The sequence below is a fragment of the Actinosynnema sp. NPDC037264 genome, assembly GCF_055603705.1.
In genome coordinates this window covers 50017-71125 of record NZ_JBVJVK010000048.1, presented here as the reverse complement: position 1 = coordinate 71125, position 21109 = coordinate 50017, and the positions used below count along the sequence as shown (strand labels likewise).

The window sequence follows — 21109 nt, the reverse complement described above, 5'->3', positions numbered from 1 at the left end:
TTCCAACTGTCGCAAGAAGGAATGATCGACCAAGGGCTGCACCCATGATCAACAGGGGCAGGCGAACACCGCCCGAAGGTTAAAACTCAAGCTAGGGCGATGAACGCGGCCAGCAGGGGGCAACCACTCTCCAGGGTCTTGCCCGCCGAATGGTTGGTGGTCAGCTGAGCCGCAATCAGTGCGATCAGGCTGGCGAAGGCGAAACCGGCCATGACGCCTGCGAGTTGGGAGTAGAGGCCGGCGACCGCAGGGAGATTGGGCGGCACCGGCTCGACCGAGGCGATGATCAACAAGAGGCTGCCCCTCCATCCGTTGTCTCCGCCGGCGACATCGTCCTCGCGCGGCACGGGTTACCCGCTCGGACGACACGAGTCGCGCTGGATGGTCATGTCGGCCATGTGGCGTGCCAGAAGTCGGCCGCATGGTCTGACCTGCGGTTAGGCTGCTCTGGGTTCGTACTCGTTGATTAGGCCGCCGACGACCGGGCGGCGGCGTATCGATGTGTGGCCCCGGCTCTGCGGCGACGGCCGACGCGTGCGGTTCCTGATCCGCGACCGGGACGGGAAGTCTCCGCCCTGCTCGACTCTCGTGGCGGCGCGGGCCGGCGTCGACCGATCAAGGCGATGATGGGTTTTCATAGTCGTGCGCCTTGCTGGATTATTCTCGAGTCCTCCAGTTTACCGAGGTCTCGGCATCGGCGCAGGAGCAAGTAACACGCTGTACGCGACGGGTGTGGACACCGTCGCTCGGTGGTCTACTGGCCGGACGCTGCTGTACAACAGCGAAGTAGAGCAGTCGCGTCAATCGAAGACGACCACGGAGGACCGGCATCGACTGTCTGACGCCGGCAAAATCCATATATGACCTTCCCGCCGTAGTTCGTCATCGAATCGGACGGCAGATGGGAGAGTTCCGGCGAACACGTGGGAGCGGACTGTGGGAGCAGATTGGGAGCCGTGTGGCGCGTCCAACGGTGTTGATTCACATTCAGCGGCTTCCAATGGCCGTGTTTTTCTTGCGCTGATCCTATTTCTGCTGGTGGAGGCGTTATTTCGGCTTCATTCACACCGAAGAGGTCACTGGTTCGATCCCGGTATCGCCCACAGTGTGTCTTACCTGGTCAACGGCTCGTGGGCGATCTTCGTCTGCGGGCCGTTGATCGTTCGTGGAGCAAGACTGGAGCAAAAGATCTTGACCACCTTTGCTGCTCCGAAGAGGTCGCAGGGTTTTCTCCCATATTGCTCCCACCGGGCTTGGAGTCCGGCGAGCATGGCGTCGGTCATTGGTCGGGTGACGTGGGAGTAGACGTTCATGACTCTGTGATCGGCTGGTCTGGTCGTGGTGGTGCGAGCTGTAGCGCCTGGTGTGGTCGGTGGTGGTTGTAGTGGGCCGTGTAGCGGTCCAGGACCGCTTGCAGGTGGTGTTCGTTGAGGATGGGCCGTCGGTCGGTGACTTCGCGTCTGACGGTGCCGACGAACCGTTCGGCGTGGGCGTTGGCTCTCGGGCAGCGTGGTGGAGTTCTCACGCAATTGGCTGGCGCTCTTCGGACGCTCCTCCGCCGCCGAGGACGTCGAACTGCTGGTGCTGCGGCACGAGGTCGCCTTGGTGCGCCGGACCAACCCCTCGCCCGCGGTTGGACTGGGCTGACCGCGCCGTGCTCGCCGTGTTGGTGCGTCGACTCCCCCGACTGCTGCGTGAGCATCGGTTGGTGACACCGGGCACCGTGCTCCGGTGGCACCGGCGCCTGGTCCCGAAGAAGGTGGACCCACCCGAAGCGGACCGGGCGCCCACCGATCGACGACACCGTCGTGGCGTTGATCGAGCGTGCGGCCCGGGAGAACGCCGGCTGGGGCTACCGCCGGATCCAAGGTGAACTGCTCACACTCGGCCATCGGGTCGCCGCCTCGACCATCCGCCGCGTGCTCAAGCGCCTACGGATGCCGCCCGCACCCCAACGCGACACCGACACCTCCTGGCGAAAATTTCTCCGCGCGCGCCGCGATCACGCCGCGCGAACGCGAGATGGTCGCTCTCGTCGCGACCGGGCTGTCCAATGTGGAGATCGCCGATCGGATGTACCTCAGCCCCTTCACCGTTCGCGCCCACGTGCAGCACGCCATGTCCAAATTGGACGCCCGCGACCGCGCGCAACTCGTTGTCATCGCCTACCAGACCGGTCTGGTGGCGGGAACGGAAAATGCCTTCTAGGCGCAATACCAGTGACTTAAGGGTGATTACGGTAGGTTGTGCGTCCTGGAGGTGCTGGATGCCACGGCCTGGGCAGGTCAAGCCTGAGACGGATGCGCGGTTGTCGGATCGGATCGCGATCGGGTTGTTGACCAGGTCGTTTCCGCCTGAGTTGGTGGATCGGGTGATCACCGAGACCGGTCGGGAAGGGCAGCGTGACCGGTTGCTGCCGCCGCGGGTGGTGGTCTACTTCGTGTTGGCGATGTGCTTGTTCTCCGGTCAGGGCTATGAAGAGGTGGCCCGGTTGTTGACCGAGGGCCTGTCGTGGGCGGCGCGGTGGTCCAAGCCGTGGCGGGTGCCCACTACAGCGGCGATCTCAAGAGCCCGGGTCAAGCTGGGCCCGGCGCCGTTGAAGGCGTTGTTCGAGCAGGTCGCGAAGCCGTTGGCCGAGCCGACGACGCGGGGTTCCTGGTATCGGACCTGGCGGGTGCTGGCGGTCGACGGCACGACCTTCGACGCGCCGGACACTCCGGAGAACGTAGAGCGGTTCGGCCGGCCGGGCAGTGGACGGGCGGCGGCTCGTGGGGATCGGGCGGCGTTTCCGCAGGTGCGGGTGGTGGCGGTGGCCGAGTGCGGCACCCACGCGATCGTCGCGGCCACCCTGGGTCCGATCACCAAGGCCGAGGCCACCCTCGCCCTGGACCTGTTTCCCGGCCTCGGTCGGGGCGATCTGGTGATCGCCGACCGGGGGTTCGCCGGACTGCCGTTGTGGCGGGCCGCCTGCGCGAACGGAGCCGATCTGTTGTGGCGGGTGCGCGCGAACGTCGTGCTGCCGGTGCGCGAGGAGCTGCCGGACGGGTCGTACCTGTCCGAGATCGTGGCCACCGACGACCACTACCGCCGCAAGGATCCGGTGACGGTGCGGGTGGTCGAGTACACAGTGGACGACCCCGCCCGCCCCGAACACGACGCGCCGTACCGGTTGATCACCACGATCCTGGACCACCGCAAGGCACCGGCGAAGGAGTTGGCGGCGTTGTACTGCCAACGCTGGGAAATCGAGACCGCACTCGACGAACTCAAGACTCACCAGCGCGGCCCCGGTCAGGTGCTGCGCTCCCGCTCACCCGACGGCGTCGAGCAGGAGGTCTGGGCGCATCTGCTGGTGCACCACGCGATCCGGTCGCTGATGCACACCGCCGCCACCGACACCGGCCTGGATCCCGACCGGCTCTCGTTCGTCCGCACCCTGCGCCTGGCCCGCCGCCAGACCACCGCCCAGGCCGCCTTTTCCCCCTGAACGATTAGCCAGGGCCCTGCTCGACGGCATCCGCGAGATCCTCGCCCGACTCCTGCCGAAACGCCGACTCCGCAGCAACCCCCGCGTGGTCAAACGCAAGATGTCCAACTACAAACTCAAACGTGCCCAGCACCGGACCTGGCCACAGCCCACCCGCGACCCCGCCGAGGCGGTCCGGATCGCACCGCACTACCGCACCGTCTCCGCCAACAAGCAGCGCAAACCCCTCTAAGTCACCGGTATTGCTTCTAGGCGGCATTTTCCTTGCGGTCCTAACTGATCGTCAGGCTCGACGGGGCGGGCGTCTCCAACCGGAAGGTCGTACCGTGGTGGCTGCGCGTCTCGCTGCGGTAGCGTCCGGGCGTGCGTCCGTGGGCCCGGGTGAAGGCGCGGGTGAGTGCCGGCACCGAACCGTAACCGACCGCCTCGGCGATCGTCTCGAGGGAGTCATGACTGTCGCGTAGCCGCACGGCGGCTAGATCCATGCGCCAGTTAGCCAGGTACGCCGCGGGGGTGTATCCCGTCGCGGCCGGGAAACGGCGGGCGAGGGTCGCACGGGAGACCGAGATGGCTTCTGCGAGCATCGAGGTCGTCCAGGGAATGGCCGGCTTCGCGTGCAGGTGCCGTAGTGCCTTGCCGATGACGGGGTCGTAGAGCGCGCCCAGCCAGGTTCCGAAGCACTCGGGGGGACTCACCGCGAGCCAGGCACGCAGCATCTGCACGAGCACGATGTCGACGAGGCTCTTCAGCACGGCAGGCGTGGCGAGCTGCGGATGGGCGAGTTCCCGGGCGAGCATGCGCACCGCATCGGTCAGCCCCGGCGTCCCCGCCTCGGCTCGCACGTGGACGAGAGCGGGGAGCACGGTCAGGATCTGGGTGAGCGCGGCCGGGTCGCTGTCGTAGTGAATCGTCACGATCCGCGTGGTCGAGGGCTGCGCCCCGAGGCTGATCACCTCGCCGGTGCCGCGCCCGCGAGCGACCACCTGCTCACACCGGTTGCCCTTGTTCGTGGGGTCGTCGGTGAGGCCGTGCGAGGTGCCGGCAGGCAGCAGGACCACGTCGCCGGCCGCCAGTTCCACCGGTTCGTGGCCGTCCGCCGTGAGCCAGGCATGGCCTGCGGTCACGGCGTGCAAAGCCGTCCCGGGGTAGTCGTCCAGGGTGATCGCCCAGCGGCCGCCTGCTTCGACCTGGGTGCTCAGCGCGCCTTTGACGCCGGAGATCGCCAGGGCGTCGGCCAGTGGATCCACGACGGTGACTTTAGCACTTGGATCAGGTCACGATGAGGCAGAGGATCAATCTTTTGCGACGTTCGGGCATGGCTCGCCTCAGGCTCTGCTTCATATGGTCTTGGGGCCGGATGAGTCGCATCCGGCCCCATCCGAAGAGGAGTCACCATGGACTACAGCACCTGGGCCGGTCTCGAAATCACCGTGGGGGGCGGCGTCGCCACCGTCTCGCTCGACCACCCGCCCCTCAATCTGATGGACGGCGTGCTGCTGCCGTCTCTGCGTGGGTTCGTGCACCAGGTGCGCACCGACGCGGACGTTCGGGTCATCGTGTTCCAGAGCGCCGATCCGGAGTTCTTCAGTGCTCACGGTGACATGGCCTACGTCACCGACCCGGAGGCCCTGCCTGCCGCCACCCGGGCCGCGATCGACGCCGCACCGGGGGCCGTGCTCCCTGACGGCCTGAACATCCTGCAGGCCCTGAGCCTGGAGATCCGCGACCTTCCGCAGGTCACCATCGGCAAGGTGGCCGGGTTCGCCCGGGGCGCCGGCAACGAGTTCCTGATGTCCCTCGACCTGCGCTTCGCCGCGATCGGCCGGTCCGGTCAGGCCCAGCCCGAGTCCACGCTGGCGATCCTTCCCGGAGGCGGCGGCACGGTGAACATGACCCGTCTGCTCGGCCCGGCCCGGGCCCTGGAACTGCTCATCGGTGGCCAGCTCGTCGGCGCCGAAGTGGCCGAGCGCTACGGCCTGGTGAACCGGGCCCTGCCCGCCGACGAGATCGACGCCTTCGTCGACACCCTGGCCCGCCGGATGGCGGGAGTGCGCCCCGAGGTCATCGCCGCGATCAAGGCCACCGTCCGAGCCGCGACCCCGCCCGTCCCCGACAAGGCCTACGCCGTCGAAAACGCCGCCCTGTACTCGCTGTTCACCGAGGACATGGTCGAGATCGCCCGGAAGCAGCTGGCAGCGGGTGTGCAGACCCGTGAGGGCGAGCGGGATCTCGAGGGGCTCGTCGACAGCCTGTCACCCGGCTTCCGGCACGTAGCTCAGCGGTAGGGCCTCACGTCCCTGAGGCGACGGCGTCCGTCACGGATCCGGCCAGACGTCCCCCAGCCGGTCGGCACCGGCAGGTCACGGCCGGGCCGCTCGGTGTCGCCGTCGTACCCTGGTACTACTGGCGGGACCACCCATGCCCGCGCGAAAGCCTCGGGCTGGATGTGTCAGGGGCATCAGTGAAGGTGGTCCGGTCGGACTCTGGCTATCTCTTGGGTCAGCTGCCGGACCGTGGCGGTGACGGGATCTCCTATTGCTGCGTTTGAACCGACCGCTCCCGTGGTATCGGTCAAGACCATTGCTTTCTGCTGCGGAGGTGCGAATGCAGATCCAGGTCAACACCGATCACAACATCAAAGGTGGCGAAGGACTGGCCACCTTTGTAACCGCCGACCTGGAGAGTGGTCTGTCCCGGTTCAGCGGCTGGTTGACGCGGGTTGAGGTGCACCTCAGCGAGGACGGGGGAAGCAAGCCGGAGGACAAGAAGTGCGTCATCGAGGCGCGACCGGGGGGTAAGCAGCCGGTGGCGGTCACCCACCACGCGACCACTGTGGATGAGGCGTACGCGGGAGCGGCGCACAAGTTAGGAAGGGTGTTGGATTCCCGTTACTCCCGCGCCCACGACCACAAGGGCAGCGACAGCATCCGTCACATGTCCGCTCCGGAAGACCCGGAGCGGGTTGGCGCGATCGAAGACGAGTCCCGGGGCTGATCAAGGCGACATGACGCTGTAGGCAGCATCGGTCGAACCTCCGCCCGCGCACCATCCACTAACGCAACATTGCGCAACTCGTCACGGAGCCGATTGTCATTGACGGTCGTTGCCGCGGCAGAACATCATGAGTCTGCTCGTGGTGGTGCGTGCCGGGTGAGGCGCGAATCGGCCGCACGGCGGTTCGCGGGCGATACCGGCCTTCCGGCGGGACTGGAGTTTCGGATGTCCGCAGTGCGCAAATTCGGTGTCGTGCTGGCAGCCGTGTCGATGCTGGCGGCCGGTGCGCCTGCCGCGGTCGCCGCGCCAGCGGACGCAATGCCGTGCCTGGGAACGGCGGCTTGCGCGTCCGGGCAGCTCCCCGACGGCACCCCGTACCAGTTCGTCAAGCCGAACCGGTGGAACGGCGTGGTGCTGGTGGACATGGACTTCGCCGACGGCGGGCTCACCGCGCCGCTGACCGCGGGTCTCGTCGAGCGCGGCTACGCCGTGGGCGGCACGACCAGGGCTGTCACCGGGTGGCGCATCGCCGAGGCGATCGACAACCAGGCCGCCGCGCTCGGGCGGTTCGAGGCGGCGTTCGGGCCCGCGCGGTGGGCGGTCGCGGAAGGCCGCTCGATGGGCGGGTTCGTGGCCGCGGGCGCCGCGCAGGTCCACCCCGACCTGTTCGACGCCGCCATACCGTTCTGCGGCGGGCTCGGTGGTTCGGTGGGGCAGTGGAACCAGAAGCTCGATACCGTGTTCGCGCTGAAGACGTTGCTGTTCGACGACAGCGCCTTGCCCGTGACCGGGATTCCCGCTGACGTCGCCGGTGCGCGTCAGCAGTGGATATCGGCCCTCGCCGGGGCGCAGTCCACGGCGGAGGGACGGGCGCGCATCGCGCTCGTCTCCGCGATCGGGCAACTCCCGGGCTGGGGGCTCACGGCGGACGGCACCGCGCCGCCGGTGCCGGCGTGGTGGGACGCGACGGGCATCGAGAACGGCATGTACCAGGCGTTGGCCGGAGGTCCGCTGCCGTACATCGGACAGGCGATGAGCAGCAGGCGCGCCATCGAGCAGATGTCCGGCGGGAACCCCTCGTGGAACACGGGGGTCGACTACGGCCGGCAACTCGCGTCGGCCGAACCCGGTCAGCAGCTCGCCGTCGTGCGGCTGTACGCCCGTGCCGGGTTGGACCTGCGGGCCGACCTCGGGCGGTTGGCCGCGGCTCCCCGCATCGCTGCCGACCCCGCTGCAGTGTCGCAACTGTCCAGGGGAATCGTGTTCACGGGCGACGTGCGCGTGCCGGTCCTCACGGTCAGCGGGCTCGGCGACCAGATCTCCACCGTGGCGCAGCAGCAGTCCTACGAGGCGCTGGCCCACCGCGAGGGCAACGGCCGGTTCGTGCGTCAGACGTACGTGCGGACAGCGGGGCACTGCACGTTCACCGTCGACGAGCAGGTCGCCGCGATCGACCGGATGTGGCAGCGGTTGCGGACGGGCGTCTGGCCCGACCTCTCGCCTCGCACCATGAACGGGCTTGCGGGCGATGGCCGTTACGTCGACTACGTCCCGCCCGTGTTCAACCGACCGTTCGCGGGCTGACGAACACCCGTCGACCACGTCGGCGAACATCGGATCGCGTGGTGGTGCCGCGTCCTCGAGAATCATCGCGGTGATCTCGTCGAGGATCCGGATCGGCAGGTCGTGGGTGCCGTACCTTCGGTGGTGGGTGTCGGGTCACAGCCGCGGCGGACCTGCCGCAATGGGAGGTGTCGGCATGATCGCTGCCATCGCGGGCGTGGGCGTTTTCCTGTTCCTGGCGGTCGCCGTTCTCGTCCGCCTGCGTGGCCGGTGGGCGGTTCCCGGGACGATCGGCCGAGCGCTGCGGTGGACCGGGGTCGCGGCGACGGTCGGGATCGCGGTCGCGTTGCACCCGGGGCTGTCCGCCGAGGGAGGGGGCGCCGCGGTGGACCTGCTCGGGGTGCCGCTGGTCGCTGCAGCGGCAGTGTTGGTCTCGGATCTCGCCGGCCGTGCCGTCGCGTTCGTCACGACGGTCGCGGCACTGGCGATGGCGGCGTGGGGGCTGGTGCTCGGCCTCGGGCTCGGGTTCTGCTTCGTGGTGCCCGCCCTGGTGTTCGGGATCGCGGCGCTGGCCTCGGTGCGACCGCGCGGCCTGGCAACGCCGAGCGCCTGATCCCGGGGTTCTCTCCGGTCGTGCCCGGGTGAGGTCCGACCGGGTGGATCCCAGCCGCTGACCGCGCTACGGAGGTTGGTCCGGTCGGCGGCGACCGCGGGGTTCGCGGTCGCCGCCGAGGGGATCAGGTGCGGGTCCACCTCTGGTTGGTGCCGCTGTGGCAGTCCCAGATGATGACCTTCGTCCCGTTGGCGGTGGCGCCGCCGTTGACGTCCAGGCACTTGCCCGACGCCACCGCCGTCACGCTGCCGTCGGAGTTGAGGCGGAACTGCTGGTTGGTCTGGCCGTTGCAGTCCCACAACGTCACGGCGGTGCCGTTGGCGGTGCCCCGGTTGTAGACGTCCAGGCACTTCGTGCCGTCGTAGGCGCGCAGCTCACCGGCCGCGGTCGTGGTGAAGCGCTGGTTGGTCTGGCTGTTGCAGTCCCAGATCTGGGCCAGGGCGCCGTTGGTCGGCGTGCTGCCGGGGATGTCCAGGCAGCGGCCGGAGCTCTGGCTCACCAACGAGAACGACGTGGGCGCGGGGCCCCCGCCGCTGACGACGTACACCGCCGTGCCGTGCGCCGGGACGCTGGCCGAGATGGTGCCGGAGGTGGTGGTCGTGCCGTTGGTCCACGCGTCGCGCAGCGTGAACGAGCTGCCCGACAGGCCGATCGCGCTCGCCGTGGTCGAGACGGTGGTCGTGCCGCCGCCCTGGTTGAACAGGGCGACCGCGACGTTGCCGTTGGACAGGCGCTTGGCCAGCACGCGGCGGGTGCCGTCGTTGGAGATCTGCACGGCCTGCAACCCGAGCGGGTCCTGGTTGATGGCGATGAGGTTGGCGTTCTTCAGGATCGTCTGCGTGGCGGCGTCCATGTTGCGCAGGTCGTTGCCCGCGATGAGCGGCGAGGCCATCATCGCCCACAGGGCGAAGTGGCTGCGCATCTCGGTGTCGTTCATGCCGCCGCGGCCGACTTCCATCATGTCCGGGTCGTTGAACGCGCCGGGCTTGGCGTAGGAGGCCAGGGGCACGGTGACGTTGACGATGTTCTGGATGCCCATCGGGTAGCCGTTGGTCTGCCCGGTGTCCCACTTGTTGGTGATGTCCTCGGTGGTGCGCCACATGTTCGCCACGTCGCCCCAGTTGCGCCGGGGCCCGGTCTTGTCGTGGATGCTGTTGGAGTTGATGCTGTAGACGATCGGGCGGCCGGTGGCGCGCAGCGCGTCGCGCATCTTGGCGAACGTGCGCACCTGGTCGTCGATCGTGCCGCTGGGCGAGCACCAGTCGTACTTGAGGAAGTCCACGCCCCACGCGGCGAACTGGCGGGCGTCCTGCTCCTCGTGGCCCAGTGCCCCGGTCGAACCGGGGTAGGAGTTGAAGTACTGGGCGCACGTCTCGGCCAGCGGCGCCTGGTAGATGCCGAACTTCAACCCTCGGGCGTGGATGTAGTCGCCGAGCGCCTTCATGCCGCTGGGGAACCGGCCCGGGTCGCCCTGGAGGTTGCCCGCCGAGTCCCGGTTCGGGTTCATCCAGCAGTCGTCCACCACCACGTACTCGTAGCCCGCGTCACGCATGCCGGAGCTGACCATCGCATCGGTCATCTGCCGGATCAACGTCTCGCTGATGTTGCAGCCGAACGTGTTCCACGAGTTCCACCCCATCGGCGGCGTCCGTGCCACACCGTTCTCCAGCGCCTGCGCGGACGACGTGTGCAGTACCGCCGTCAACGCGGACAGCAGCAGCACGCCTGCCGCTAACAGCGTTGCCGCCCTGCGAGGACGGGGAAGTCGTGTTGCGGTCACCTTGATCTCACTCCTCGGTGCGTACGACGTTCCGGCTGCCATCCGTGCTGCCGCACGGCCGGGCACAGTGCTGCCCGTTGCTCCGGAATTCCGGGTTCGACAAATCCGCCGGCGGGCTTGACGTGGCGGCTTCCGTCAGCGGCGCAGGCTTCGACGGAGACAGTGTGGCACTCATTGTTCACGCTCACAAGACAGTCTCTGCGGGGGAGGTGTACGGCAATGCGGGGGATTCGCCGGTCGGATGGGGGCCTCATGAAGGGTTGCGACAGCGCTGTCAGGTGAGCATTGGTTAGCGCTAACATTTAGCAACGACGCTGGTGTCAGCCGGACGTGGAGCGCCCGTCGACCGGCAACGGTCGGTGCATCCACCGCCTGGATGTCACCGGGGGCTGGCCGTGCGGTTGCCGAGCAGGCGGAAGGCGGGGATGCACCCGGTTCCCCGGCACGCGCGCGTTCTGGGCAGCGGCGATGGTCGAAGAATCTCCGCCAAGGGCCCCGACTGTGAAGATCAGTGCGCGGATCAAGATTGATTCCTTGGAGCTTTGTGCGGCCGACGGCCGGATTACGAGCACCAGCCCATCCGCTCGTCGCCACCGCTGCTCCGGTCCAGCCCGCGTACTTGATTGCAGTACGGCGCGTACCCGCGGACCACGGCGTAGTACTTGTAGCCGCCCGATTTGTACAGCAGGTGGACACCGCCGTAGGCCTTGCCGTTCCAAGTGGCCGGTCGGGAGTCGATCACCCGGTACCCGGTGCCGCACACCTCTTCGGGCGTGTACGGGTTGGCCGGGATGCCGTTCGAGTCGTCTATCGCCGTCGTCGCCCAAGGCCGACACCTCCATGCGCACCGCGCTGGAGATGGCGTTGTGGACCCGCGGGCACACAGGCCACCCGATCACGGCGGGGTTGATCCACCACTCGGACGCGGGTCTCTCGCCGAGAGAAGCAGGAGCCCGGCACTCGCCGACAGCAGGGACGTCGTCGCGGCCAACCGAACGGGGAGGTGAAGCTGACACTGTCATATTGACAGTGTCAGTTATAGTCGTGTCGTGAGCGACGAGGAGCTGTGGACGATCGGGCAGCTGCCGGACCGGGTCGCCGCGCTGCTCGCCGACGATTACGGCGGCCAGCGGAGCGGCCGGGTGCGGGAGTTGCCGAACGGGCGCGCCATCCGGTGGTACACGACCATCGGGTTGGTGGATCGGCCGGTGGCGTACCGGGGACGCGCCGCGCTGTACGGGCGGCGGCACCTGCTCCAGGTGGTCGCGGTCAAGAAGTTGCAGGCGGCGGGGCACACGCTGGCGGAGATCCAGGCGGTGGTGGTGGGCGCGGACGACGGCAGGCTCGCCGAGCTGGCCGGGGTGACGCGGCAGGTCGAGCCGACTGGACGAGCCGAACCTGCGGGACGGTCGGACGACGGTGCCGCGGCGTCCCGCAGCGGGGCCTTCTGGCGCGACCGGCCCGCGTCGTCGCCACCCGCGCCACCCGCAGTGATGCCGCCGGCCGCTCCTGCACCGGTGGCCTCCGCGCCCCCGGCCGCCGGCGTCACCCGGGTCGTGCCCGGTCTGCGCCTGGGACCCGGCGTCACCCTCGTGCTCCACGCTGCCGACCGCGTCCCCGACGCGGCCGAACTCGCCGCCATCGAAACCGCCGCGGCACCCCTGCTCGACCTGCTCGCCCGCACGGGTCTGGCCCCGACCACTGGAGAGGACAACGGATGAGCACCCGCATCGCAGTCGTGGGAGACGTCGGGGCCACCCGGCCCACCGAGGACGACGGCCTGGGCTGCCTGCGCACCGAGCGTGGCAACCTCCCGCTGGAAGCCGTCGACGTCCACGCGACCATCACCGGGCTGGCCTCGCGCACCACCATCACGCAGACCTTCCACAACCCGCACCCCGACCCCCTCGAAGCGACCTACGTCTTCCCGCTGCCCGCCCGTGCCGCGGTGACCGCGCTGCGCGTGGAGGCCGACGGCCGCGTGGTGGAGGGCATGCTCAAGGAACGCGCGGCCGCGCGGGCCGACTACGACCAGGCCGTCTCCGACGGCAAGCGCGCCGCCATCGCCGAGGAGGAGCGGCCGGGCGTGTTCACCACGCGCGTCGGCAACATCGTGCCCGGCGAGCGGATCACAGTGCGCCTCACGATCGTGGGCGTGCTCGCCTACGAGGACGACACCGCCGAGTACCGCCTGCCGCTGGTCGTCGCACCCCGCTACGTCCCCGGCACCCCGCTGCCCGGCGACCAGGTCGGCGACGGCGTGGCCCACGACACCGACGCGGTGCCCGACGCCTCCCGCATCAGCCCTCCGGTGCTGCTGCCCGGTTTCCCGAACCCGGTCCGCCTGTCCCTGGTGGTGGACGTCGACCTGGCCGGGCTGCCACCCGCCGAACCCTCGGCCAGCCTGCACGCCACCGTCACCGAGGAGACCGCCGGCGGGTTCCGCGTGCGGGTCGAGCCGGGCGCGCGCGTGGACCGCGACTTCCTGCTGCGCATGCGCTTCGCCGACGCCGACGTCGTCCGCACCTCGCTGGCCGTGCGCCCGGACGAGGACGGCGAGGGCGGCACGTTCGCGCTGACCGTGCTGCCCCCTGCGGCCGGCGGACGCCTGCCGAGCCGGGACGTGGTGCTGGTGCTGGACCGGTCGGGCTCGATGCACGGCTGGAAGGTGGTCGCGGCGCGCCGGGCCGCGAGCCGCGTGGTCGACTCGCTGCGCGCGGACGACCGGTTCGCCGTGCTGGCGTTCGACGACCGGCTGGACAGCCCGGACGAGCTGCCCGCCGGCCTGGTCGCGGCCACCGACCGCAACCGCTACCGCGCGGTGGAGTTCCTGGCCGGCCTGGAGGCCCGGGGCGGCACCGAGATGCTGGACCCCCTCCAGCGCGCGGCCGGGCTGCTCGGCGCGGAGGGCGATCGGGAACGCGTGCTGGTGCTGGTGACCGACGGCCAGGTGGGCGACGAGGACCGGTTGCTGCGCGAGGTCGTCACGAGCCTGGCGGGCGTGCGGGTGCACACCGTCGGCATCGATCGCGCGGTCAACGCGGCGTTCCTGCAACGACTCGCGGGCTCGACCGGCCGGTGCGAGCTGGTCGAGTCGGAGGACCGGCTGGACGAGGCCATGCGTGCCATCCACCACCGCATCGGCGCGCCCGTGCTGACCGGCCTGGCGGTGCGGGCCGACGGCCTGGCCGTGGAGGAGGGGTCGCTGGCCCCCGCGCCGCTGCCCGACCTGTTCCCCGGCGTCCCGGTCGTGGTCACCGGCAGGTACGCGGGCGAGCCGTCGGGCGCGGTGGAGGTCACCGGCTCGGGTGGGTGGCGGCAGCGGGTGGCGGCGGTGGCGAGCGACAACGCCGGGCTGGCCGCGCTGTGGGCCAGGGCTCGGGTGCGCGACCTGGAGGACCGCTACGTCGTGGGCGCGGGCGACCTCGACGCCCTGGAGCGGCAGATCGTGAGGACATCGCTGGAGCACGGCGTGCTGTCCCGGTTCACCGCGTTCGTCGCGGTGGACGAACGGGTCGTCAACGAGGGCGGTCGGGTGCGGCGGGTGACGCAGCCGGTCGAACTGCCCGACGGCTGGTCGTCCGTCCCCGCGTTCGCCCGCGGAGGTGGCTACGGCGCGGCTCCGGCCGGGATGCCGGTGGCCGGGGCGCCGATGGCGGCCATGCCGTTCGTCCCCGCCGCGGCCCCGGCGGCACCCCGCGCGCGGAAGACGCGGGCCCGTGCCGGTCTCGAAGCGGCCGTGGCGAGCAGCGCGGACCTGGCAGCACCCAAGCCCGTCGCACCCGTGCCGCCCGTCCCCGCGCCGGCGGAGTTCGCCGCGGAGGCGTTGACCGGGCTGCGCGAAGCGCGAGAACCGGCTGCTGCCCTGCTCGAGCGCCTGCACCAGGCCATCGGCCGCCACCTCCCGTCGTGGCGGGCCGCGGGCGCGCCCGCCGAGGCGCTGCGGACGCTGTCGGACCTGGCCGCGGAACTCGCCGCGCCCACCACCGATCCCACCGAGGTCGACCGCCGCCTGCGGCACGCGATCGCGACGCTGGAGACCCTGGCCGAACCCCCGTCAGGCCAATCCCGGCCGGCCGAGCCCCACCGGCGCAAGCCGTTCTGGAAGCGGTGACCTCCCGTTCCCGGGGCGGAGCCCGCCTCCCCGCCCCGGGAACGGTCCGCCGCAGACGACGCTGCCTGTTGTCGCGGCGCGGAACCGACCCGTCATCGCGGTCAGGCACCTGAGGGCAACGGCCCCGAAGTCGCGCCGTAGGTCGGGGACACCGGCCGATCACCCGAACCGGCGAGCGCCCCTCGTCCAAGTGCGGCAGTACAGCTACCGGGCCTTCACCGACGCCTGTCAGAACGCCAAGGTGACCGTACCCATGGGCGCGGTCGGAGTTGCTCCCGTCCGGCGCGCTCCTTCGCCACGCCCTATGGACTGCGGCCCATGGCGGCACGGAGGATGGGGCGCATGCCACCGCCGACGCCCGACCTCGTGGTGCACGACGAAGCGTCGTGGCACCACCTCGCCGTCCACTGGGGTGATCACGTCCTCCCGTCCTCCCGGGTCGGATCGGTCACGCGCCTTGCCGCCGCCTTCCGCGACCGGGTGGGGTGAGCACCGTGACCGTCGTGGCGGACCCGGGGCAGCACCGCCGGCAGCGGGTGCGGCTGACACCGCAGCGCACGATCCAGGTACCCGTCACCGGCTCGCGGGAGGCCGAGGGGCCGCTCACCCTCGGTCAGCTCAACATCGCGCAGTGGCTGAGCCAGGTCTCCGACCACTTCTACTCGGTGCTCTGCGTCGAGCTCCCGGTGCCGGCCGTCGCCTCGGTGGACGACGTGGTCGAGACCATCGCCGTGCTGGGCGCGCGGCACGAGGCGCTGCGCACCTCCTACGACCTCGGCGAGGAGAAGCGGCAGCTGGTCGCGGCGTCCGGCACGCTCCCGCTCGAGGTCTGCGTGCTCGGTCAGGGCCGGTGGGGTCCGCGCGACCGCACGTCGGTGGCGGGGACGCTCCTCCGCCTGCTGCGCGACAACCCCGACCCGGATCGGCCGGCGATGCGGGTCGTGGTCGCGGTCTCTCCCGACGAGGACAGCAGGGTCATCGCGTGCGCGGGCGCGTTCTCGCACATGGCGGTCGACCACGGCGCGATCGAGGTCCTGCGGCGCGAGTTCGCCGAACTGGTCGGCGACACCTCCCGCCGGCACGTCGGCACACCCCGCCACCAGCCACTGGACCAGGCGCGACTGGAGGCGACCCCCGCCGAGCGGCGCCGGGCGCGGGCGGCGCAGGTCTACCTCCAGCGCCAGACCTCGAAGATCCCCCGCCTGCTCTACCACATGCCCGACACCAGCCCCGGCGGCGATCCGCTGGCCGTGGAGCTGTCCTCACCGGCCGCCGCCACGGCGGTGCGCCGGGTGGCGGCCCGCACCCGCGCCAGCCGGCAGAGCGTCGTGCTGGCCGCGATCTGCGCTGTGCTGGCCCACCGCACCGGCGACGAGGAGATCGTGCTGCCCCTGATGTCGGGCAACCGCTTCGACCGCCACCTGCTCGACTACGTCGGCTCGCTGGCCCAGGGCACGATCGCCTCCGTCGGCGTCGCCGGGCGCGACTTCGACGCGCTGGTCGCGCACACGTGGACCGTGGTCCTGGAGGCCAGCAGGCACGCCCGGTACGACGCGGCCGAACGAGCCCGGCTGGACGAGCGGATAGCCCACGAACGCGGCCTGCTGTTCCGCTACGAACCGCTGTTCAACAACCTCGCCCCCGAGCCTGGTCCCGGTACGTTGCCCGGCGCCTTGCCCGGCACCGACGAACTCCGGGCCGCACTCGCCCACACCGAGCTGCGCTGGCGTCCGGTGCAGCGCAACGCGAAACCGGTCCGCTTCAACCTCAACCAACTCGACGAGCGGCTGGTGCTCGACCTGTGGGTCGAGGACGACGGCGTGGTCCCGCGTCAGGAAGCGGAGTCACTGCTGCTGGCGTTCGAACGCGTCCTGGTGGCCGCGGCACACGAAGACCTGACCACCGCGCGGATGCACGACCTCATCGGGTTGCCGACGGCCGAGCGCTCGGCGAACTGGCTGCTGCTCGACTCGTGCCGGGTCGACCTCCGCCAGGTCCAGTCCCTCTTGGACGACGCCCTGGCCCCGGCCGTCACCCGGGTCTTCGCCGAAGCCAACGGTCACCCCTTGGTGGCCTACGTGACCATCACGGACCAAGTCAGCACCCCTGAACAGGCCCACGCCCGCTGCATGGCCGCACTTCCCGACCACCCGGCGGTCCTCACCCCACGCCACTACGTCCTGTGCCCCACCGCCCCGACCGACCCGGCGGACCTCGCCTCCTGGCCCGCCCCCCGCCACACCGGCACGGGACGCGCACCCGCACCGCCGGTCGAGCTCTGAACGCTGGGCTCGGGTGGCCGCAGGCGATCGCGGCGGTCGACTGCCCGGGTCCGCCGGTCCCGCTCGTTGTCACCTGCGGGTCGGCCGAGTGCTGGGAGCTGGAGGCGGCTGCGATCGGGCTGACGCGCGCCATCGGAGCCGATCTGCTGCCGCTTGACCGAGACGACGTCCTTCGGACGCGACCGGGTCACCGGACCTCGCGTGGTGGCCCCTGGACCGCTCCGTGCCGCAATCGCACCTGCCTGCCGGGTGGCCGGCGGCGCCGACATGGCCCTGTGGGGTGTCAAGAGTTCTACGCCTCGATGAAGCCCGACGCACGGGACCGCTGGGTCGACAACCGGTTCGTCCCGTCGGAGTTGGCGCCACGGGTCCTGGCCCGGCCGGCCGGGTTGAAGGCGACGTGACGATTCCGCGGCACCGCTTCACCTCGCCTCGGCATGTCGCATCAACCGAATGTGTACGGAGGTTCCGGTGGCCCGCCAGAGCCTGGCCCGGGTGACCACACTCACATCCGCATGTGAAGGTTTTCGGGTCATGGCTACCGGGCACTACCGCGGGCACGCGGTCCGCGCAGGTTCCACAGCCCTTGCCCGTGCAGAGCGGTGCTCGCGTTGCTGGAGGATGCGGTGCGCGCGAACGGCGTCGACATCATCCCCGCCACCGTGCACGAGTTGGATGCGGCCGGCGGTCGTGTACGCGGTGTGCGCCTCGCCGGCGGGGAGTCGATCGCCGCACCTAACGTGGTGCCGGCCGCAGGCAGCCTCACCCAGGAGTTCATCGAGCGACTGCCCGCAGGCTCCGTCCCGCCGCTGCTGCACAGCACCGGACTCGCGGTGCAGACCCGCCGCCGGGCCTTCCCCGGCTTCGCCCACGTGGTGCGCACCCCCAACGCGGTCGGTGGGTGCGGGATACACCTGGTCCCGTTGGCCGATCGCGGCCACGAGTACATCGGGGCGACGAACATCCTCCACTTCCACCCTGCCGCCGGCCCTGGTGTGGGAGTCACCTTCAGCTTGTTGAAGGACGCCTGCGAGCAGTTCGATCACCGGCTTGGCACTTCCCAGATCACGCGGTGGTCAACCGGGCGGCGTCCCATCGCCCTCGACGGGTTTCCCCTGATCGGCACGGTCGCCTCGCACGCGGGGTTGGTGCTTGCCACCGGCACCTACCGCGATGGCTTCCACAGCTCGCCGGTGATCGCCCGCCACGTCACCGACGTGCTCCTGCGCGGAGCCGCCGGGGACCCGCATTTCGGCTGTTTCGCCGTGGAACGCCTCCCGATTCAGCGAACGACCGTCGAGGAGTCCGTCGAGGTGTTCATCAGGCATGAAGTCGACGCCTCGGTCGCCGCCGGCCTCCGCGTGCCGTACTTCCTCGACTCGAAATCATGGCCCGCCGCCACCGGGAGGTCGCCGAACAGATCTACGACCAACTGACCGATCCGGTCGCCCTGATCCCCGAAGTGCTCGACGCCCTCACCTACCGCCCCGACGACGGCCTGTGCCAGCTCGACCACTACCTGCGGGCCGCGCGCCGGCACCACGGCACCGCACCGTCGGCGGACGGACATGCCGAGCTGCCGATGCCCGTCTCGCTGGGCAGCAACCGGTGAACCTCGCGCGGGTACGGGCAGGTGGTCGGACGCGGCCGGCGTGGGTTTCGAGCCCGCTTCGCCCACGACCTTCGAGTGGTCGGCGCCGCAGGCGTTTCACTCGCTCCTCGGCGTGCCACAAGGCGGTTGCCCAGCCGGCGCTCACCTCGCCGCGCTCGACGGCGGTCCGCACCTCCACCACGGAGCCGAACACCTGGACCGGAGGTCGGGTTGCGCACGCAGTTGCGGATCTCTGGTGTCCGTCGAACGGGGGCGAGCCGTCGGCGGACGGCCCGGCGTCCGGTGGGACGTCGGGCCGTCCGCCGTCGTACGCGGGGGCGTGTCAGGCGTTGCTGTTGAGCATCGCGGCGGTCAGGACGTTGCCCCCGACGCCCCAGCCGCCGTCCTCGACCTCGTCGACGAGCACGACCGTGGTCGGCCGGGCGCGTTCTCCGTAGATCTCGACGTACAGCTCGGTGGTTCGCTCGACGAGCTTCTTCTTGTCCTCGGCGCTGATGGTGCCCGCGGGGACCTTGAAGTTGGCGAATGGCACAGGTGTTCTCCTCGTTGTTGTTCAGTGCGGTGTCAGACCAGGCCGCCGTTGGCGCGCAGGACCTGGCCGTTGACCCAGCGGCCCTCGGGGCCGGTCAGGAAGGCGACGACGCCCGCGATGTCCTCCGGGGTGCCCAGTCGCTCCAGTGGTGGCGCCTTGGCCAGCGCCGCCACCTGTTCCTCGGTTTTGCCGTCCAGGAACATTTCGGTGGCCGTCGGGCCGGGCGCGACCGTGTTGACGGTGATCCCGCGTCCGCGCAGCTCGCGGGCGAGGATCAGGGTGATCGCCTCGACCGCGGCCTTGCTCGCGACGTACGCGCCGTAGCCGGGGAACTGCGTGCCCACCACGGAGGTCGAGAAGCTGACGAAGGCGCCGCCCGTGCGCAGCCGTTGAGCGGCTTGCCGGGCGACGACGAAGGCGCCGCGGATGTTGACGCGGTGCAACCGGTCCAGCACGTCCAGATCAAGCTCGGCGATGGGCGACAGGGCGAGGCGGCCCGCGGAGTTGACCACGACGTCAACGCCCCCGTACTCGCTCTCGGTGCGGTCGAACAGCTCCTCCACCGCGGTCTCGTCGGCCACGTCGGCGCGGACCGCGGTCGCGTTCCCGCCCGCGGCGGTGATCGCGTGCACGGTCTCCGCCGCGGCGTTGTCCTCCCCGGCGTAGTTGACGACGACGGCCAGTCCGTCCGCGGCGAGCCTGCGGGCGACCGCCCGACCGATGCCGCGCGAACCCCCGGTGACGATGGCGACTCGTCCGACAGCGGGGTCGGTGTTTGTCATGCCTCCACCGTGCAGGACCGTGCGGACCGGTGACAGGGGACGCCGTCCCCTGTGTCCGTGGCCCGCTCCACTGCAGACTGGAGGACGTGAACTCGATGAAGTACGCCGAGCTGGGCGCGTTCCTCCGCTCGCGGCGTGAGCGCATCCGCCCCGAGGAGGTCGGACTGGTCTCCGGGCCCCGGCGGCGCGTGCCGGGACTGCGCCGAGAGGAGGTCGCCCACCTTGCCGGGGCGTCGGTGGACTACTACAACGAGCTGGAACGCGGAGCCGGGTCGCAGCCGTCGGAACAGATGCTGGCGGCGCTGGCGCGTGCGTTGCGCCTGACCGCCGACGAGCGCGACCACCTCTACCACCTGGCCAACCGGCCGGTGCCGCCTGGCGGCGCGGGCTCGCACGTGCACCCCGGAATGCTCGACCTGCTCACCCGGTTGACCTCCACCCCCGCGCAGGTGATCACCGACCTGCACGTGACGCTCGTGCAGAACCCGCTCGCCATCGCGCTGCTCGGGGACCACTCCCACTTCCGGGGCGAGGAAGCCAGTTTCGTCTACCGCTGGTTCACCGACCCCGAGGCGCGGCGGCTCTACCCCGAGGAGGACCACCCGGCCCAATCCAAGGCGTTCGCCGCCGACCTGCGGGCCGCCGCCGCTCGCCGCGACGCCAAGGACACCGGGGCGAGCGCGCTCGTCGCCGGACTCCTCGACCGCTCCGCCGAGTTCGCCGGGCTGTGGGCCGAGCACGACGTGGCGTTCCGCCGCGACGACCGCAAGCGCATCGCCCATCCCGCGCTCGGCCTGGTCGAGGTCAACTGCCTCACCCTGTTCAGCGAGGACGGTCGTCAGCGCCTGCTGTGGTTCACCCCCGCGCTGGGCACCGACAGCGTCGACAAGTTGGAGTTGCTCGCCGTCATCGGCACCCAGGAGTTCACGCCGCACCCCGACTAGTTGTACTGCCCTGCGTGGTGCGAAAGGTCCGACACGGAGTCGGATTATCTTTGGATGAGGGGCGGCCTCCGGGTCCGGTGTGGATAGGGACATCTGCGCCGGCAGGCCACGGCGGCTGTTCGTCCACGGCAACTCCTCGTCAGCTCGCACGTCTGGCGAACTGGCGCATGGAGCTGGCCGCCGTGCGGTTGCGCGACAGTCATGACTCCCTCGTCCAGGCGGGACTCCCCGTTCCGGTCACCAGACCAGTCTGGTAGGCGATGACGACGAGTTGCGCGCGGTCGCGTGCCTCCAGGTTGGTCATGGCGCGCTGTACGTGGGCGCGAACGGTGAAGGGCTCATCGGCCGTGAGCGGCCGTCGGCGTCCAGCACTCGACCGTTCAGCTTGAGGATGCGAAGAACCGCG

The 21109-nt window shown here is 70.3% G+C and carries 21 protein-coding genes and 1 pseudogene; 15 read left to right on the top strand and 7 right to left on the bottom strand.

The genetic code is table 11. The features are described 5' to 3' along the window. Positions 1-86: 86 nt before the first annotated feature. Positions 87-293: a hypothetical protein gene (locus ACZ7GX_RS34925; RefSeq protein WP_498783174.1), complete on the bottom strand. Its 207-nt coding sequence runs from the start codon at positions 291-293 to the stop codon at positions 87-89. Between the two features lie 1016 nt (positions 294-1309). After that, on the bottom strand, positions 1310-1525 hold the full coding sequence (locus ACZ7GX_RS34920; protein ID WP_498783172.1) for an integrase core domain-containing protein: 216 nt from the start codon (positions 1523-1525) through the stop codon (positions 1310-1312). Here ACZ7GX_RS34920 and ACZ7GX_RS34915 point away from each other — a divergent pair. From ACZ7GX_RS34915 to ACZ7GX_RS34900, 4 genes and pseudogenes are all read left to right on the top strand, one after another. Continuing rightward, positions 1513-1647, top strand: coding sequence for a hypothetical protein (locus tag ACZ7GX_RS34915; RefSeq protein WP_498783170.1), 135 nt, complete (start codon positions 1513-1515; stop codon positions 1645-1647). The two genes, ACZ7GX_RS34920 and ACZ7GX_RS34915, sit on opposite strands and share 13 nt — an antisense overlap. A gap of 342 nt (positions 1648-1989) precedes the next feature. Continuing rightward, a pseudogene (locus tag ACZ7GX_RS34910) lies at positions 1990-2208 on the top strand (response regulator transcription factor); the annotation flags it as partial. A 58-nt stretch (positions 2209-2266) separates the two neighbouring features. Then, positions 2267-3487: an IS4 family transposase gene (locus ACZ7GX_RS34905; RefSeq protein WP_498783168.1), complete on the top strand. Its 1221-nt coding sequence runs from the start codon at positions 2267-2269 to the stop codon at positions 3485-3487. Positions 3488-3572: 85 nt separating this feature from the next. Next, the gene (locus ACZ7GX_RS34900) at positions 3573-3719 is read left to right on the top strand and encodes a hypothetical protein (protein WP_498783166.1); all 147 of its coding nucleotides are present in this window, start codon (positions 3573-3575) and stop codon (positions 3717-3719) included. A 40-nt stretch (positions 3720-3759) separates the two neighbouring features. Here ACZ7GX_RS34900 and ACZ7GX_RS34895 read toward each other — a convergent pair whose 3' ends face one another. After that, positions 3760-4734: an AraC family transcriptional regulator gene (locus ACZ7GX_RS34895; protein WP_498783165.1), complete on the bottom strand. Its 975-nt coding sequence runs from the start codon at positions 4732-4734 to the stop codon at positions 3760-3762. Positions 4735-4881: 147 nt separating this feature from the next. On the opposite strand from ACZ7GX_RS34895, the gene ACZ7GX_RS34890 reads away from it, so the two are divergent. From ACZ7GX_RS34890 to ACZ7GX_RS34875, 4 genes are all read left to right on the top strand, one after another. Further along, a complete protein-coding gene (locus tag ACZ7GX_RS34890) occupies positions 4882-5772 on the top strand; it encodes an enoyl-CoA hydratase/isomerase family protein (protein WP_498783163.1) in 891 nt (296 codons plus the stop codon). A gap of 319 nt (positions 5773-6091) precedes the next feature. Next, positions 6092-6481: an HPF/RaiA family ribosome-associated protein gene (locus tag ACZ7GX_RS34885; protein ID WP_498783161.1), complete on the top strand. Its 390-nt coding sequence runs from the start codon at positions 6092-6094 to the stop codon at positions 6479-6481. A 252-nt stretch (positions 6482-6733) separates the two neighbouring features. Beyond that, positions 6734-8065 (top strand): alpha/beta hydrolase family protein, encoded by a 1332-nt coding sequence (locus ACZ7GX_RS34880; protein WP_498783159.1) that lies wholly within the window; start codon positions 6734-6736, stop codon positions 8063-8065. Between the two features lie 175 nt (positions 8066-8240). Then, complete coding sequence (locus ACZ7GX_RS34875; RefSeq protein WP_498783157.1) at positions 8241-8657, top strand: hypothetical protein; 417 nt, start codon at positions 8241-8243, stop codon at positions 8655-8657. Positions 8658-8781: 124 nt separating this feature from the next. Here the strand turns inward: ACZ7GX_RS34875 and ACZ7GX_RS34870 are convergent, their stop codons facing one another. Further along, the gene (locus ACZ7GX_RS34870) at positions 8782-10380 is read right to left on the bottom strand and encodes a glycoside hydrolase family 27 protein (RefSeq protein WP_498783155.1); all 1599 of its coding nucleotides are present in this window, start codon (positions 10378-10380) and stop codon (positions 8782-8784) included. A gap of 619 nt (positions 10381-10999) precedes the next feature. Continuing rightward, the gene (locus ACZ7GX_RS34865; RefSeq protein WP_498783153.1) at positions 11000-11179 is read right to left on the bottom strand and encodes a hypothetical protein; all 180 of its coding nucleotides are present in this window, start codon (positions 11177-11179) and stop codon (positions 11000-11002) included. A gap of 307 nt (positions 11180-11486) precedes the next feature. Between ACZ7GX_RS34865 and ACZ7GX_RS34860 the strand changes: the two genes are divergently transcribed. The 6 genes from ACZ7GX_RS34860 to ACZ7GX_RS34835 all read left to right on the top strand — a co-directional run bounded on the left by ACZ7GX_RS34860 (position 11487) and on the right by ACZ7GX_RS34835 (position 18445). Then, positions 11487-12158: a MerR family transcriptional regulator gene (locus ACZ7GX_RS34860; protein ID WP_498783151.1), complete on the top strand. Its 672-nt coding sequence runs from the start codon at positions 11487-11489 to the stop codon at positions 12156-12158. Then, positions 12155-14551 (top strand): VIT domain-containing protein, encoded by a 2397-nt coding sequence (locus tag ACZ7GX_RS34855; RefSeq protein ID WP_498783149.1) that lies wholly within the window; start codon positions 12155-12157, stop codon positions 14549-14551. The genes ACZ7GX_RS34860 and ACZ7GX_RS34855 overlap by 4 nt, the downstream gene beginning before the upstream one ends. A gap of 342 nt (positions 14552-14893) precedes the next feature. Then, a complete protein-coding gene (locus ACZ7GX_RS34850; RefSeq protein ID WP_498783147.1) occupies positions 14894-15040 on the top strand; it encodes a hypothetical protein in 147 nt (48 codons plus the stop codon). A 5-nt stretch (positions 15041-15045) separates the two neighbouring features. Next, on the top strand, positions 15046-16833 hold the full coding sequence (locus ACZ7GX_RS34845) for a condensation domain-containing protein (RefSeq protein WP_498783145.1): 1788 nt from the start codon (positions 15046-15048) through the stop codon (positions 16831-16833). A gap of 602 nt (positions 16834-17435) precedes the next feature. Beyond that, positions 17436-18269 (top strand): NAD(P)/FAD-dependent oxidoreductase, encoded by an 834-nt coding sequence (locus tag ACZ7GX_RS34840; RefSeq protein WP_498783143.1) that lies wholly within the window; start codon positions 17436-17438, stop codon positions 18267-18269. Then, on the top strand, positions 18221-18445 hold the full coding sequence (locus ACZ7GX_RS34835; protein WP_498783141.1) for a hypothetical protein: 225 nt from the start codon (positions 18221-18223) through the stop codon (positions 18443-18445). Before ACZ7GX_RS34840 ends, ACZ7GX_RS34835 begins: the two co-directional genes overlap by 49 nt. A gap of 322 nt (positions 18446-18767) precedes the next feature. Here ACZ7GX_RS34835 and ACZ7GX_RS34830 read toward each other — a convergent pair whose 3' ends face one another. Both ACZ7GX_RS34830 and ACZ7GX_RS34825 read right to left on the bottom strand, forming a co-directional pair. Then, positions 18768-18977, bottom strand: a complete 210-nt coding sequence (locus ACZ7GX_RS34830) for a 4-oxalocrotonate tautomerase family protein (RefSeq protein ID WP_498783140.1) — start codon at positions 18975-18977, stop codon at positions 18768-18770. A gap of 32 nt (positions 18978-19009) precedes the next feature. Beyond that, positions 19010-19759: an SDR family oxidoreductase gene (locus ACZ7GX_RS34825; protein ID WP_498783138.1), complete on the bottom strand. Its 750-nt coding sequence runs from the start codon at positions 19757-19759 to the stop codon at positions 19010-19012. A 95-nt stretch (positions 19760-19854) separates the two neighbouring features. Between ACZ7GX_RS34825 and ACZ7GX_RS34820 the strand changes: the two genes are divergently transcribed. Further along, on the top strand, positions 19855-20703 hold the full coding sequence (locus ACZ7GX_RS34820) for a helix-turn-helix transcriptional regulator (RefSeq protein WP_498783176.1): 849 nt from the start codon (positions 19855-19857) through the stop codon (positions 20701-20703). Positions 20704-21109 lie beyond the last annotated feature (406 nt).